General features: G+C 56.5%; 10 protein-coding genes and 2 pseudogenes. 9 read left to right on the plus strand and 3 right to left on the minus strand.

What is annotated here, in order from left to right; all coding sequences use genetic code 11:
- Nucleotides 1-50 precede the first annotated feature (50 nt).
- The 9 genes and pseudogenes from HB779_RS13035 (at nt 51) to HB779_RS13075 (ending at nt 10,896) form a co-directional block, all read left to right on the plus strand.
- The gene (locus HB779_RS13035; protein ID WP_244642632.1) at nt 51-863 is read left to right on the plus strand and encodes an ABC transporter ATP-binding protein; all 813 of its coding nucleotides are present in this window, start codon (nt 51-53) and stop codon (nt 861-863) included.
- 59 nt (nt 864-922) lie between these two features.
- Nucleotides 923-1,701, plus strand: a pseudogene (locus tag HB779_RS13040) (transporter substrate-binding domain-containing protein).
- A gap of 318 nt (nt 1,702-2,019) precedes the next feature.
- Nucleotides 2,020-2,685, plus strand: coding sequence for an ABC transporter permease (locus HB779_RS13045; protein ID WP_244642635.1), 666 nt, complete (start codon nt 2,020-2,022; stop codon nt 2,683-2,685).
- Nucleotides 2,685-3,524 carry an ABC transporter permease gene (locus HB779_RS13050; RefSeq protein ID WP_244642361.1) on the plus strand — a complete coding sequence of 280 codons (840 nt, stop codon included), beginning with the start codon at nt 2,685-2,687 and terminating at the stop codon, nt 3,522-3,524. The genes HB779_RS13045 and HB779_RS13050 overlap by 1 nt, the downstream gene beginning before the upstream one ends.
- Before the next feature lie 193 nt (nt 3,525-3,717).
- Nucleotides 3,718-5,724: a CocE/NonD family hydrolase gene (locus tag HB779_RS13055; RefSeq protein WP_188342806.1), complete on the plus strand. Its 2,007-nt coding sequence runs from the start codon at nt 3,718-3,720 to the stop codon at nt 5,722-5,724.
- Between the two features lie 123 nt (nt 5,725-5,847).
- Nucleotides 5,848-7,438 (plus strand): annotated as a pseudogene (locus tag HB779_RS13060) (ABC transporter substrate-binding protein).
- Between the two features lie 5 nt (nt 7,439-7,443).
- Nucleotides 7,444-8,403 carry an ABC transporter permease gene (locus HB779_RS13065; RefSeq protein ID WP_188342807.1) on the plus strand — a complete coding sequence of 320 codons (960 nt, stop codon included), beginning with the start codon at nt 7,444-7,446 and terminating at the stop codon, nt 8,401-8,403.
- Between the two features lie 8 nt (nt 8,404-8,411).
- A complete protein-coding gene (locus tag HB779_RS13070) occupies nt 8,412-9,242 on the plus strand; it encodes an ABC transporter permease (RefSeq protein ID WP_188342808.1) in 831 nt (276 codons plus the stop codon).
- The gene (locus HB779_RS13075; RefSeq protein WP_188342809.1) at nt 9,235-10,896 is read left to right on the plus strand and encodes an ABC transporter ATP-binding protein; all 1,662 of its coding nucleotides are present in this window, start codon (nt 9,235-9,237) and stop codon (nt 10,894-10,896) included. The genes HB779_RS13070 and HB779_RS13075 overlap by 8 nt, the downstream gene beginning before the upstream one ends.
- A 164-nt stretch (nt 10,897-11,060) precedes the next feature.
- On the opposite strand, the gene HB779_RS13080 is transcribed toward HB779_RS13075, so the two are convergent.
- Genes HB779_RS13080 through HB779_RS13090 form a run of 3 tightly spaced genes read right to left on the minus strand, consistent with a single transcriptional unit; the run spans nt 11,061 to nt 14,858 of the window.
- The gene (locus HB779_RS13080; RefSeq protein WP_188342810.1) at nt 11,061-12,011 is read right to left on the minus strand and encodes an alpha/beta hydrolase; all 951 of its coding nucleotides are present in this window, start codon (nt 12,009-12,011) and stop codon (nt 11,061-11,063) included.
- Nucleotides 12,008-12,790 (minus strand): carnitinyl-CoA dehydratase, encoded by a 783-nt coding sequence (locus tag HB779_RS13085; protein ID WP_188342811.1) that lies wholly within the window; start codon nt 12,788-12,790, stop codon nt 12,008-12,010. The genes HB779_RS13080 and HB779_RS13085 overlap by 4 nt, the downstream gene beginning before the upstream one ends.
- Nucleotides 12,783-14,858, minus strand: coding sequence for an acetate--CoA ligase family protein (locus tag HB779_RS13090; protein WP_188342812.1), 2,076 nt, complete (start codon nt 14,856-14,858; stop codon nt 12,783-12,785). Before HB779_RS13090 ends, HB779_RS13085 begins: the two co-directional genes overlap by 8 nt.
- Nucleotides 14,859-14,862 lie beyond the last annotated feature (4 nt).

The raw sequence follows: 14,862 nt of genomic DNA on the forward strand, positions 1-14,862 counted from the left end.
ATGACAGTGGGTGCAAGACAACCAATGGAAACCGCACGATGACGGAGGCGATGCTCGCAGCCGGTCTAACGGATCCTCTCCAACCGGTCACGGACGAACGCGCCGAAGCCATTCATGTCTGGAACTTGCACAAGAAGTTCGGTGCCCTTGAGGTTCTCAAGGGCGTTTCTTTAACGGCCAAGGACGGCGACGTGGTCGCCATGATCGGCGGCAGTGGTTCCGGCAAGTCCACCTTTCTGCGTTGCATCAATTTTCTCGAAAATCCCACGAGCGGCGTCATTCGCATCAATGGCGAAGACGTGCAGATGGTCAGCGACGGCGAAGGCGGGCAGTACCCGGCCAACCGCCGCCAGATCGAACGTATCCGTAGCCGTCTCGGCATGGTGTTCCAGAATTTCAACCTCTGGCAGCATATGACGCTCATCCAGAATGTCATCGAAGTGCCTGTGCATGTTCTTGGCATGAAGCGCGATGAAGCCATGGTCATTGGCGAGCAATTGCTGGAGCGGGTGGGTCTTTCTGCCAAACGCGACGTCTATCCGGCTTATCTCTCCGGCGGTCAGCAGCAGCGCGGGGCGATTGCCCGGGCGCTGGCGATCCAGCCGCGTGTCATGCTGTTCGACGAGCCTACCTCGGCGCTTGATCCGGAACTGGTGGGCGAGGTGCTTAGAGTTATCGGTGATCTGGCAACGGAAGGCCGGACGATGCTTCTGGTCACTCACGAGATGAAATTCGCCCGCGAAGTGGCAAGCCACGTCATGTATTTGCACAATGGCATTGTCGAGGAAGAGGGGCCACCGGAAGAATTGTTCGGATCGCCAAAATCCGAACGTTTGAAGCAGTTTATTCGCACTGTTTCATAAGTCGCATGAAAAAATACAGGGAATAATCCTGGGGAACAAACAGAAGAATGGAGATAAGAATGAAAGCTTTTTTGAAAACAGCGGTAGCAGCTGCTGTGCTGGTGGCTGGAATGGGTGTTGCCGGCGCCGAACAACTCAAGGTCGGCATTGCCGCCGAACCCTATCCGCCTTTTGCTTCACCGGATGCATCGGGCAAATGGGAAGGCTGGGAAGTTGATCTTGCCCTGGCGGTTTGCGCACAAGCCAAGCTCGACTGTGTGATCACGCCGGTCTCGTGGGATGGTATCATTCCGGCACTGACCACCAAGAAGATCGATATGATCGCCGCTTCGATGTCAATTACGCCGGAACGCGAGAAGACGATCGATTTTTCGGACAAATATTACAACACCCCGACGGTTATTCTTGGTGCGAAGGACGTCAAGATGGACGCTTCACCCGAGGGATTGAAGGGCAAGGTGATCGGCGTGCAGGTTTCAACCATTCATCAGGTCTACGCGAAAAAGCACTTCGGCGCGACAGCTGCTGAAATCAAGGAATACCAGACACAGGATGAAGCCAATCAGGATCTGGCTGCCGGACGCATTGACGCCACACAGGCGGATCGCTGGCACTTGAGGCATTTGCCCAGACGGACGCGGGCAAGGCCTGCTGCGAAATCAAAGGCAAGGTTGCGCCTGATCTCGAAGTGCTCGGACCGGGTGTGGGCATAGGCTTGCGCAAGGGCGATAGCGAATTGAAGGGCAAGATCAACACTGCCATCAAGGATATTCGCGCCAACGGCAAATATGACGAGATTTCGAAGAAATACTTCAACTTCGATATTTACGGCGGGTAAAGCGCTCACCTGATCGTGGTGCTGGTGCTGGTGCGTGGTTCGACAAGCTCACCATGAGGGAGAGTGAGGACTTCAGGGAGCTAAGTTCTGCGAGATCGTTCAGATGGCAATCTTTCCGGTTAGCCTTACAGCACCACTCTCCCTCATGGTGAGCTTGTCGAACCACGCACCAGCACCACGCACCACGAGCCCTGTGAGAATGGTAACACATTGTTTTGAATCGAGGATCGCTTGGCCGACGCATCGATTGCCCCTGCCGCAATAGCCGGCATGTTTGACCTTCTGTCGCCTTCTCCTCCGGGTTGGGGCGGCAACTTGTTGCGCGGCCTCCTGAATTCGCTGCAGATCGCTTTTGGTGCCTTTGGCATGGGATTGCTGATCGGCACGGTTGGAGCCTATGGCAAACTCTATGGCGGGCCGGTTGTCCGTGATATCGCGGCCATCTATACGACGATCGTGCGCGCAGTGCCCGAGCTGGTGCTGATCCTGCTGCTGTATTATGCGGGGACAGACCTCATCAATCGTATTCTTGAAGGTATTGGCTATCAGCGGGTTGATATCAGTGGGCTCGTTGCCGGGATTGTGGTGCTGGGCTTCGTGCAGGGTGCCTATGCAACCGAGGTGCTGCGCGGCGCGATCAAGGCTATACCGCAGGGGGAAATCGAGGCGGCGAGAGCCTATGGCATGTCGCCAACGCTGATGATGCGCCGCATCACCCTGCCAGCCATGTTGCCGCACGCCTTGCCCGGCCTTGCCAATCTGTGGCTGATCTCAACCAAGGATACGGCCTTGCTGGCTGTCGTCGGTTTCAGCGAGTTGACTCTCGTGACCCGGCAGGCGGCGGGCACAACAAAGGCTTATTTCCTGTTCTTTATTGCGGCTGGTGCGCTCTACCTGCTGATCACGCTGTTTTCCAATGTCATCCTTGCCAAAGTCGAGAAATGGGCACGCCGCGGTATGCCTTCGGTCAAGGAGGCGCGATAATGGTTGAAACGCCGCTGGAAACACCGATTGAAACATTCCCCATCCACAAGGACAGCTACACGAGCGGTCAGACACGCAAATTTCCGCCGCACCGGATTGTCCTGATTCTGATCGGCCTTGCGCTGATAGCCTCTGCGGTCTTTTTCATGCGCTGGAACTGGCTGCCTGATTATGGCGATCTGATCCTGCACGGATTGTGGCGCACGTTATGGATTCTTGTTGTCACTGTTATTCTCGGCTTCCTGCTGGCCGTTCCGCTTGGACTGGCGCAGGCTGCAGGTCCGGCTATTCTGGCTGTTCCGGCGCGGATTTTCTGTACGATCATTCGCGGCACACCGCTGCTGCTGCAGCTATGGCTGCTCTATTACGGCCTCGGCTCACTATTTCCGCAATATCCGTGGATACGCAGCTCTGAACTTTGGCCTTATCTGCGGCAGGCTTGGCCCTACGCTGTTCTGGCGCTGACGCTATCTTATGCCGGTTACGAAGGCGAAGTGATGCGCGGTGCCTTTGCCGGCGTGCCCAAGGGACAGCTGGAATCCGCCCGCGCTTTTGGCATGCGGCGTTTCACGATTTTCCGCCGTATCTGGCTGCCGCAAGCGATCCATCGCGCTTTGCCGACACTGGCGGGTGAGGCGGTGCTGCAATTGAAATCCACCCCGCTCGTCGCGACTATTACCGTCGTCGATCTCTATTCGGTTGCCTCGCGTGTAAGGCAGGATACGTTCATCACCTACGAGCCGCTTTTGCTGCTGGCCGCCGGTTATCTGGTTATAACCGGCATCATTGTTTTTCTCTTCCGGCGCCTTGAAAAGCTCATCCCCTCCAAGCTCGGATGAGACTTTCGCATCGTGACGCAAATGACGGCACATATGTCGCAAGTGTTTGACCCGCACCGACGGACAGATGCGCATAGTACAATACAAAGGAACACCTCGCAAAAGACGAGAAAATGGGATTCATGTTTCACGGGGTGTTTCGCCCGGTGTGCATTATCTGTTTTCAAACCCGTTGTGAGGGCGAAAGGTGATAATGCGGACTGTCGAGAATTTTAAGCATCCAGTGAAAGAAGACGCCGATCTGGGTATCGTTTTGCCCGATGGCTGCCGTCTTTCGGCTCGCGTGTGGATGCCGGAAGACGCGAATGAAAATCCGGTTCCCGCCATTCTCGAATTTCTGCCCTATCGCAAGCGCGACGGAACGACAGCGCGCGATAATCTCACCCATCCCTATTTTGCCGGACACGGTTATGCCTGTCTGCGTGTGGATATGCGCGGCAATGGCGATCCTGAGGGGTTGATGGAGGATGAGTATTCCGTTCAGGAACTGAATGACGCGGTTGATGTGATCAAATGGATAGCGGCTCAGCCCTGGTCGACCGGCAAGGTCGGCATGATGGGTATTTCATGGGGCGGGTTCAATTCGCTGCAGGTGGCAGCTTTGCAGCCTGAAGCGCTGAAAGCCATCATCACACTTTGCTCGACCGATGACCGTTATGCCGATGATATTCATTACAAAGGTGGTTTGTTGCTGAACGAAAATTTGGGGTGGGGCGCGACCATGCTCGCCTATTCCTCCCGTTCGCCAGACCCGATGCTTGTCAGTGATAAATGGCGAGCGATGTGGCTGGACCGTCTTGATCATGAACCGTTTCTGCCAGCCGTCTGGCTGGCGCACCAGACGCGCGATGCCTATTGGAAACGCGGATCAATCTGTGAAGATTTTTCCGCAATCAAGGCGGCGACGCTGGCCGTCGGCGGATGGGGCGATGCCTACAAAAACGCTGTCCCACGTTTGATGGAAGGCATCTCGGCACCGGTCAAAGGCATTATCGGTCCGTGGGTACACAAATATCCGCATTTTGCCGTTCCGGCACCGCGTATCGGCTTTCTGCAGGAGGCCTTGCGCTGGTGGGACCGCTGGCTGAAAGACATTGATACGGGCGTTGAAAACGATCCGGCCTATCGCGGCTACCTCATGGATTCCGTCCGGCCAAAGAGCTGGTATACGGAACGTCCGGGCTATTGGATTGCCGAGCCGCAATGGCCTTCGCAAACGATCAAAACTGAAGTGCTGCACCTGCAGGCGAACAAGTCGCTGGGTGGTGGTCCATCCACCACGTTCTCCCATCTCGTCGCGTCACCGCAGGATTGCGGCATGATGGGCGGCGAATATTGTGCCATCTGGCTTGGACCGGAACTTCCCGGTGATCAGCGCCGCGACGATGCGCTGTCTGTTTGTTACGATGGTGAAGCACTTGAGCAGCCAATCGATATTGTTGGCGCGCCGGAAATTACGCTCACGCTTTCCAGCGACAAACCCGTTGCCATGGTTGCGGTGCGTCTGTGTGACGTGCATCCGGACGGGGCATCAACGCGCATCACCTATGGTGTTTTCAACCTCTGTCACCGCAACAGCCATGAAAAGCCCGAACCGCTGGAACCGAATAAGTCTGTCGAGGTGACATTCAAGCTGGATGATATTGCCTATCGCGTTCCAGCGGGACACCGGCTGCGTATCGCGGTTTCCTCGAGCTATTGGCCCATGGTCTGGCCATCGCCGGAAGCGGTCAGCCTCACATTGCAGTCGGGCGCGCTCAATCTTCCCTCGCGTGATCTAGCCAAAGGCGATGAATGGACATTTCCCGAGCCGGAAGCGGCATCGCCATGGCAGATCGACACGTTGCGTCAGGGCAATAACAGCCGTTTGATCGAGCATGATCAGGTGAGTGGCAAGATTGTTCTGACCATTACGGATGATTTCGGCGAAGCACGGGATCAGGATCACGGCTTGATTCACGGCGGAATTGCGCGCGAGCGTTGGGAAATCCACGCGGATGATCCACTCTCCGCCTACGGTGAAACCCATTGGACGGAACTGTCCGGCCGCGATGAATGGCGCGTCCGCACAGAAACGTTCACGACGATGCGGTCGGATACGCAGAACTTTCATCTGACCGGCCGCATCGAAGCCTACGAGAATGACGAACTGGTTTTCGAGCGAAATTTCGCCGAGACGATCGCGCGTCAATGCATATGATGAGTGGAGGTCTGCATTAAACAGCTGAGTTAATGGGTTGAAGTTTACGGGTATCAAGTCGCATAATTCACCAAAACCAAATTCTGGGCGCATGGCGTCCCAAGCAACAAAAGGGGAATGAGTATGTCAAAAGAACTCGATTATCTAAGCCGCAAGGTCGCTCGCGGACATTTGTCACGGCGTGATTTCCTCGGCCGCGCCGCTGCACTTGGCGTAACCAGCGTTTTCGCCAATTCTTTGCTGTCCAGCGGTGCTTTGGCTGAAGGTCCGGTAAAGGGCGGCACACTCAAGGCGGGTATGCAGGGTGGTGCGTCGACAGACAGCCTAGATCCCGCAACATGGCAGAGCCAGGTGCCATACAAGTTCGGCCGCCAGTGGGGCGAACAGCTTGTTGAAATCCAGGCAGACGGTACACTCAAGCCGAAACTGGCTGAAGAATGGGGTGCATCCCCCGATGCCAAAGTATGGACGTTCAAGATTCTGCAAGGGCGTGCAGTTCCACAACGGCAAGGACATGTCAGTCGATGACGTCGTTGCCACAATGGAGCGCCATTCTGATGCCAATTCAAAGTCCGGCGCCTTGGGTGTCATGAAGGGCATCGACAGCGTGAAGAAAGACGGTGATACCGTTGTTTTCACACTGAAAGAGCCAAATGCCGATCTGCCGTTCCTGATGGACGATTACCATCTGATGATCCAGCCGAATGGTGGCAAGGACAAGCCGACTGCGGGCATTGGTACAGGTCCGTACAAGGTTGTCACTGACGAGCCGGGCGTGCGCCACATCGGTGAAAAGTTTGCCAATTATTGGGATGGCGACAACCGTGGCCATGCGGCACAGATCGAAATCATCGTCATCAACGATGCGACGGCGCGTACATCCGCGTTGCAGTCCGGTCAGGTGCATATGATCAACCGCGTTGAACCCAAGATCGTTGATCTGGTCAAGCGCGTGCCGGGTGTGACCATTCAGAACGTGGCGGGCAAGGGACATTACGTGTTCATCGCCCATTGCAACACTGCGCCGTTCAACAACAATGACCTGCGTCTGGCGCTGAAATACGCGATGAACCGCGAAGAAATGGTGCAGAAAATCCTGCGCGGCTACGGCTCGGTCGGCAACGATTTCCCGATCAACAAGGCCTATCCGCTGTTCTCCGATGATATCGAGCAGCGCGCTTACGATCCTGACAAGGCGGCCTTCCACTTCAAGAAGTCCGGCCATGACGGCACGGTACTGCTGCGCACATCCGACGTTGCCTTCCCGGGTGCTGTTGATGCCGCACAGCTTTATCAGCAGAGCGCGGCCAAGGCTGGCATCAAGATCGAGGTCAAGCGTGAGCCGGGCGATGGCTATTGGTCGGAAGTCTGGAACAAGCAGCCATTTTCGGAATCCTACTGGGGTGGCCGTCCAACACAGGACCAGATGTATTCGACAGCATATTTGTCGACCGCAGACTGGAACGACACGCGCTTCTTCAATGAGAAGTTCGACAAGACACTGATCGCAGCACGCGGCGAACTCGATACGGCCAAGCGCAAGCAGATGTACCGCGATATGTCGGTGACAGTGCGGGATGAAGGCGGCGTCATCGTGCCGATGTTCAATGACTTCATCGATGCGACCAGCGCCAAGGTTGGCGGTTGGGTCAAGGACGGCAATCAGGAAATGAGCGGCGGTTACGCATTGTCGCGTTGCTGGCTGATGGCCTAGACCGGATGAGTACGCCTGTCCTTAAACTGGTGGCCCAACGCATTACGATGGGTCTTCTCCTTCTTCTGGCGGTATCGGTGCTGATTTTTGCAGGCACGCAGATATTGCCGGGAGACGTTGCGCAATCCATTCTCGGCCAGTCGGCCACGCCGGAGGCACTTGCAAACCTGCGGCGTGACATGGGGCTGAATGATCCGGCTTATATCCGTTACTTCCATTGGCTGGGCGGCGCGTTGACGGGTGACCTTGGTACGGCACTGTCAAGCGGACAGGATATTGCTACTTCTCTGAAAGGCCGCCTGTGGAACACGCTGTTCCTGGCCTTCTGGGCAGCGGTTGTGTCCATTCCGCTGGCAATCGGGCTGGGGTTGCTGGCGGTGCGCTATCGCAACGGGTTTATCGACAGGCTTATCTCGGGTCTTGGACTTGCCTCGACCTCGCTGCCGGAGTTTTTCACCGGCTATCTCCTGATCTATTTTGTTGCCGTGCGCCTGCAATGGTTTCCCAGTGTTTCCACGGTTTATGACGGCATGCCGTTTGGCGAACGCTTAAGCGCCATTGCCTTGCCGGTGACAGTGCTGACACTGGTTGTTCTGGCGCACATGATGCGTATGACCAGAGCGGCAATCCTCAACGTGATGCAGTCCGCCTATATCGAAACGGCGGAACTGAAAGGTCTCACACCGTTTCAGATCATCGCCCGCCATGCTTTTCCCAATGCAATCGCACCGATCGTTAACGTGGTGATGCTCAATCTGGCATTTCTTATTGTCGGCGTGGTCGTGGTGGAAGTGATCTTCGTTTATCCCGGCATGGGGCAATATCTGGTCGATCACGTGGCCAAGCGTGACGTGCCTGTCGTTCAGGCTTGCGGGCTGGTTTTCGCGGCTGTCTATATCAGCCTCAACATTATTGCTGACATCGTGGCGATTGTTTCCAATCCCCGCCTCAGACATCCCAAGTGAGGCGCGCCATGAAAAGTCTCAGAAACATTCCCATCAGCGCCTGGATCGGTCTGATCATTACCGCGATCTTTCTGTTCGCCGCAATTTTTGCACCATGGGTCGCGCCTTATTCGGTCGGCGAAACGGTTGGCGACGTCTGGGAACCCATGTCGGCCAAATATTGGCTTGGCACGGATAATCTCGGGCGTGATCTGCTCTCACGCATGATCTATGGCGCCCGCATCACCATCTTCATCGCTGCCACTGCTACGGCGCTTTCGTTTATTCTCGGCTCGGTGCTGGGTTTTGCTGCCGCTGTTATCGGCGGCTGGTTCGATCAGCTCATGTCGCGTTTCGTCGATCTGATCATGGCTATCCCGACACTAATTTTTGCGCTCGTCGTGCTCTCGGTTCTGCCCGCCAATGTTACAACACTGATCCTCGTGATGGGCCTGCTCGATGCAACGCGCGTCTACCGTCTGGCACGGGCTGTGGCGGTCGATATCAATGTCATGGATTTCGTCGAGGCGGCAAAGCTGCGCGGCGAGGGGCGGATTTGGATCATTTTCCGGGAAATCCTGCCCAATGCTTTGACGCCGCTGATCGCTGAACTCGGTCTGCGTTTCATCTTCGCCGTTCTATTCCTTTCAGCCCTCTCGTTCCTTGGTCTTGGCGTTCAGCCGCCGGATGCGGATTGGGGCGGCATGGTCAAGGAAAACAAGGAGGGCATTGTCTTCGGCATTCCGGCTGCGCTCATTCCCGCAGCGGCAATCTCGGTGCTGGCCATCTCGGTCAATCTTGTTGCGGACTGGATTCTCAATCGAACCACAAGCTTGAAGGGCGGACGCGGCAATGGCTAAAGCACCAGCGAAAGACAAGACCGGTCTGCTTCTCGATATCCGCAACCTGCGCATTGAAGCGACAAGCTATCCGCCGGGCGAAGCACCCCGCAACGTGGTGATTGTCGACGATATCTCGGTCAAGGTCGAGCGTGGCAAGGTGCTGGGGCTGATCGGCGAATCCGGTGCGGGGAAGTCCACCATTGGTCTTTCCGGTATGGGCTTTGGCCGTGGGGGCGTGCGCATCACCGGCGGCGAAGTGCTGCTGAATGGCCGGGACATCCTCAAGGGGGGCGCAAAAACGCTCCGGCAAATTCGCGGCCGCGAAGTATGCTATGTCGCGCAGTCAGCGGCAGCAGCCTTCAATCCGGCGCGTAAGCTGATGGATCAGGTGATCGAAGCGGCGCTTCAACATAAGATCACCACGAAAGCCGAGGCGGAAAAGCGTGCTGTCGGCCTGTTCAAGAAGCTCGGTTTGCCAAACCCGGAGACTTTTGGTCAGCGCTTTCCGCATCAGGTTTCCGGCGGCCAGCTGCAACGCGCCATGACGGCGATGGCACTGTGTTCCGAACCGGATCTGATCGTATTCGATGAACCAACGACTGCACTCGATGTGACCACACAGATCGACGTACTGGCCTCGATCAAGGATGCCATCCGCGATACCAATGTGGCAGCGCTCTATATTACCCACGACCTTGCGGTAGTGGCACAAGTCGCCGACGACATCATGGTTCTGCGCCACGGCAAGATGGTGGAATATGGCAGTACGCACCAGATCATCAAGGAGCCGCATCAGGATTATACGCGGCAGCTGGTTTCGGTGCATCACATCCCGCATCAGGAGAAGACGCCAGGCGGAACGCCGATCCTTTCCGTGAAAAATATCACGGCAGCCTATGCTGGCGGACTCGTCAAGGTTCTGAAAAACGTTTCGGTTGATCTACATGCCGGACAGACATTGGCCGTTGTCGGTGAATCAGGCTCGGGCAAGTCCACTTTGGCGCGCGCCATAACGGGACTGCTGCCGCCCATGGAAGGGTCGATCACTTTCGACGGCCGTACGCTGTCGCCAAGACTCGCCAATCGCAAACGCAATGATCTGCGTGAATTGCAGATGATTTATCAGATGGCCGATGTGGCGATGAACCCGCGCCAGACCATTGGAACGATCATTGGCAGGCCGCTTGAATTCTATTTCGGCATGCGTGGCAAGGAACGAGACGCCCGCATAGCGGAACTGCTTGAGAAGATCGAGATGGGCAAAGGTTTTATCGACCGCTATCCCGCCGAACTTTCCGGCGGGCAGAAACAGCGCGTCTGCATTGCGCGTGCACTTGCAGCCAAGCCGAAGCTGATCATCTGTGATGAAGTGACGAGTGCGCTCGATCCGCTTGTGGCTGATGGTATCCTGAAACTGCTGCTCGATTTGCAGGCGGATGAGCACGTCGCCTACCTCTTCATTACCCACGATCTGGCCACGGTGAAATCGATTGCCGATTCCATCGCTGTGATGTTCCGGGGCGAGGTGGTGCGTTATGGTCCGAAATCGCAGGTTCTGAAGCCGCCGTTCGATGCCTATACGGATTTGCTGTTGTCTTCGGTCCCAGAAATGGAATTGGGCTGGCTCGAAGGCGCGGTGAAAAACCGGCGCATGGCGAGCGCCGGGAATTAAGTTGCATCAGCAGTGTGCGTGGTTCGTGGTTCGACAAGCTCACCATGAGGGAGAGTGAAGCTGTAAAGTCAATCCGAGGCATTGCAGAATATGGCTCCCTGCAATCCTCACTCTTCCTCATGGTGAGCTTGTCGAACCACGAACCATAGCAATGCAATTTGATTTCAAAGCTGGCCCGGCCATCTCCCTTGCCCGAGCAGGTGCACGGCGGTGCAGATGCGGCGGAAGCTGGAGCGGGCGCGCGTCACACTGTGGCGAGCGCGCAGATAGCCATGCACAAGGCCCGGCTCGTTGTTCCAGATCGCCTTACCGCCGGCTGCTGAAACCCGGTCGCAATAATGCCGCCCGTCATCTGACAATGGATCGCATTCGGCGGAAATGATGACGGTGTCGGGAAGATTGGTAAAATCGGTATCGGCCAACGGGAAGAATCGCGGATCGTTTGACCAGTCACGGGCTGCGCTTCTGACTTTTGCGTAGTAGAGCGTGTCACGGGTACTCAGCATTGGCGCATGCCGGTGCGTAATGTAAGAGCCTTGGCTCTGCACACCGCCGAGGCCCGGATAAATCAAGACCTGACCAACAGGCGTCCGGCTGTGGCCGCGAACATTATGCGAAACCGCCGCTACCAGATTGCCGCCGGCACTGTCACCGCACAAAACAATCGGCAGACTGGATGTCGCCGCCACGTGCTCGAATGCCGCAAGGCAATCCTCAAATGAAGCAGGGTGTGGGTGTTCCGGTGCCAGCCGGTAATCGACCGCGACAACGCGAAAGCCTGTATATTCGCAAATCTCCGCGCAGACATCATCGTGGCTGTCGAGCCCGCCAACAACAAAGCCGCCACCGTGGAAATACAGGCAGATTGCCTCGGGGCTGGTGGCTTCCTTTTCATAGGTGCGAACAGGGATTTGCCGTCCGTCAGCTTGTACAAACTGATCGGAGGAAGACACGCTCTCGGGATATCCCGCAAAGAATGCCTTGCACATGGTGTTATAGACATCACGCTGCTGCGCGACTGTATGGTCTACCGCATCGGGTGGATAAAAGCTGAGTGTCTTCTCAATAAAAGCCCAGGTTTCCTGATCGATTAATGCTGCATATTCTGTGGTCATTTACCCTTCCAGACGGGATCGCGCTTTTCGGCAAAGGCTTTAAAACCTTCCTGACCGTCTTCCGATGCGTAAAGCACATCGACGGTACGGAATTTGCGCTTGGTAATCCAGTTCATCGCGTCCTGAAAGCTCATGTCTTCGGCTTCGCGCGCTACTTCCTTGATTGCGGCGAACACCAATGGCGGGCCGCTTGCGAGCAGGCGGGCGATTTCCCAGACGCGCTCCATCAGCTTATCCTTTGGCAGGACTTCGTTGACGAGACCCCAGCGATGCGCCTCAGCAACGTCCATCCAGCGGCCTGTCAGCAGCAGGTCCATGGCGACATGATAGGGGATACGCTTCGGGAGTTTCACCGTCGCTGCATCGGCCAATGTTCCGGCGCGAATTTCGGGCAGGGCAAAGCTGGAATGATCGGATGCATAGATCAGGTCGCAGGAAAGGGCGAGTTCGAACCCGCCTCCCACGGCCATGCCATTGACCGCTGCGATAACCGGCTTGTTGAAATCCCGCAATTCCTGCAGGCCGCCAAAGCCGCCGACACCGTAATCACCATCGACGGCATCGCCGCTGGCAGCAGCTTTCAGATCCCATCCGGCGCAAAAGAACTTGTCACCTTTGGTCTGGACGATTGCGACACGCAACTCAGGATCATCACGGAATTTTTGAAAGGTTTCACCCAGCAGGCGGCTCGTTTTCAGGTCGATCGCATTGGCTTTCGGACGGTCCAGCGTGATTTCGAGAATGCCGCCTTCGCGGCGCGTCCTGACTACATCACTCATGCAACTCTCCCCTGGTGATTAACAGCGCATCGGCTATCCACGCGCCTTGCCCGCTGCTGCAAACAAGCAACGGATTGATATCAAGTTCGGTAATCCGGCCGGCATTCTTGACGGCAAAGTTGGCGATGCCGAGGATTGCGTCAAGTGCGGCGTCAAGATCGGCCTTTGGCTTGCCGCGATAACCGTCAAGCAACGGGAACATGCGCAGTGAGCGCAAGGCCGTTTCAATCTCTGCGCGGCTGGAAGGTAGAAGCAAGGTCACGCTGTCCTTGAGCAATTCCACCAGCACACCTCCGGTACCAAGTGTCATCAGTGGTCCGAACTGCTGGTCATCGACAATGCCGACGATGAGTTCGGCAACCGCATTTGTCACCATCCGTTCGACGTAAAGACCGGTTCCGAGAGCGATGAGATCGGTGGCAGCTGATTTTACAGATGCTGCGTCTTTCAGGTTGAGCCGCACGGCGTTAAGTTCGGACTTATGCGCCACGCCAAGTGCTTTGAGCGCCACGGGGAAACCCAGTTGCCCGGACGCAGCTATGGCTTCGTCAACATTCACGCAACGCCGACCCGCAGGTACGGGCAAACCTTGCCGTTTGAGTATCGCTTTGGCTTCGGCTTCATCCTGCGACAGAATATCTGCTTGAACGCCGGTTTCCGGCAGCACAACGGGGATTGCAAGCGGCATTTTCCATGCTTTTCCGATGAAAGCTGCAGCTTCCGCCGCATCGAACGCTTCGGTGATCCCGCAGAGCGGCGCGATACCCTGCGCCATCAGGCCAGCCATATATTCTTCGGGGATGTTCTCTGGCAGCGAAGCGACGATAGCACCCTTGGCACTGTTGGTTTTCAACGCGGATTTGAACCCGCGTACAGTTGACCACCAGTCCACGTCCGAACAGCGGTCTTTGCGCGGGAAATCGAGCACCAGACAATTGAGTGAAAATCCGCCAGCTGCCATGGCGGTAAAGGTTGCGGTCAGTGCCGGTTCATTGTTCCAGATGAAGGTGTGATAATCGAGCGGGTTGGCAACGGCAACGAGGGGTCCGAGTGTGGATTTGACCCTGGCGCGATGCTCCGGTGTGAGTGCAGGAAAGTGGACATCACGCCCTTCCGCGCTGTCGGCCATCACGGAAGCTTCGCCGCCGGAACAGCTCATGGAACTCAACGTGTTGCCGTCGAGCGGTCCGTGCACATGCAGAAGCTTCAGAGTTTCAAGGAACGAGGCGATGGAGTTGACGCGGGCAATCCCAAGCCGCTTCAGAAACGCATCCGAAGCTGCATCTGATCCTGCCAGTGAAGCAGTATGGGAAACTGTTGCGGCGCGTGCTTGTTCCGAACGGCCGACTTTCATGGCGACAATGGGCTTGTTCAATTCCCGCGCGCGTTTTGCCAGTGCCTCGAATTTTGCTGCCGACTGAAAGGCTTCGATGTGAAGGCCAAGCGCTGTGACACGCTCGTCTTCCAGCAAGGCAATCGCCATATCAGGCAGGCCGGTCTGGGCCTGATTGCCGGCGGTCATCACGTGGGCAACGGGCAGGCCGCGCGTCTGCATGGTCATGTTGATCGCGATGTTGGACGACTGCGTAATGATAGCGACACCGCGCTCATCAGGTGCCAGCCGCCTGCCGCCGTGCTGGTCGGGCCAGAGCAGGGCGCCATCGCAATAATTGATCAGGCCATAACAGTTGGGCCCGATAATCGGCATATCGCCTGCAGCCTCTATCAGTTCTTCCTGCAGGCGTGCGCCGTCGGCGTCATCGGCACCGGCTTCGAGAAAGCCGGCGGCGTAACAGACTGCCACGCCCGCGCCGCGTTCCCGCAACTGTCTGACGATATCAAGTGTCAGAAAACGATTGACCCCGACAAAGGCCGCATCGGGACTGCCGGGCAGATCGGCGACAGAGCGGTAAGCCTTGAGGCCAAGAATTTCGTCATGTTTGGGATGTACCGGCCATATTTCACCGGAAAATCCCATCTTTTGCGATTGCCTGATGACTTCGGTGGCCTGAAGACCGCCGAAGACAGCAATTGTTTTGGGGCGTAGCAGACGGTCGAGGTTTGCCATGCTC

Origin of the sequence: Phyllobacterium sp. 628, assembly GCF_014189505.1 — a bacterium.
GTDB lineage: Bacteria > Pseudomonadota > Alphaproteobacteria > Rhizobiales > Rhizobiaceae > Phyllobacterium.

What these genes read in the sequence shown, in the direction of transcription:
- HB779_RS13035 (WP_244642632.1), top strand. Translation starts at nt 51, where the DNA reads ATGCTCGCAGCCGGTCTAACGGATCCTCTCCAACCGGTCACGGACGAA.
- HB779_RS13050 (WP_244642361.1), top strand. Translation starts at nt 2,685, where the DNA reads ATGGTTGAAACGCCGCTGGAAACACCGATTGAAACATTCCCCATCCAC.
- HB779_RS13070 (WP_188342808.1), top strand. Translation starts at nt 8,412, where the DNA reads ATGAAAAGTCTCAGAAACATTCCCATCAGCGCCTGGATCGGTCTGATC.
- HB779_RS13085 (WP_188342811.1), bottom strand. Translation starts at nt 12,790, where the DNA reads ATGAGTGATGTAGTCAGGACGCGCCGCGAAGGCGGCATTCTCGAAATC.
- HB779_RS13055 (WP_188342806.1), top strand. Translation starts at nt 3,718, where the DNA reads ATGCGGACTGTCGAGAATTTTAAGCATCCAGTGAAAGAAGACGCCGAT.
- HB779_RS13075 (WP_188342809.1), top strand. Translation starts at nt 9,235, where the DNA reads ATGGCTAAAGCACCAGCGAAAGACAAGACCGGTCTGCTTCTCGATATC.
- HB779_RS13080 (WP_188342810.1), bottom strand. Translation starts at nt 12,011, where the DNA reads ATGACCACAGAATATGCAGCATTAATCGATCAGGAAACCTGGGCTTTT.
- HB779_RS13090 (WP_188342812.1), bottom strand. Translation starts at nt 14,858, where the DNA reads ATGGCAAACCTCGACCGTCTGCTACGCCCCAAAACAATTGCTGTCTTC.
- HB779_RS13065 (WP_188342807.1), top strand. Translation starts at nt 7,444, where the DNA reads ATGAGTACGCCTGTCCTTAAACTGGTGGCCCAACGCATTACGATGGGT.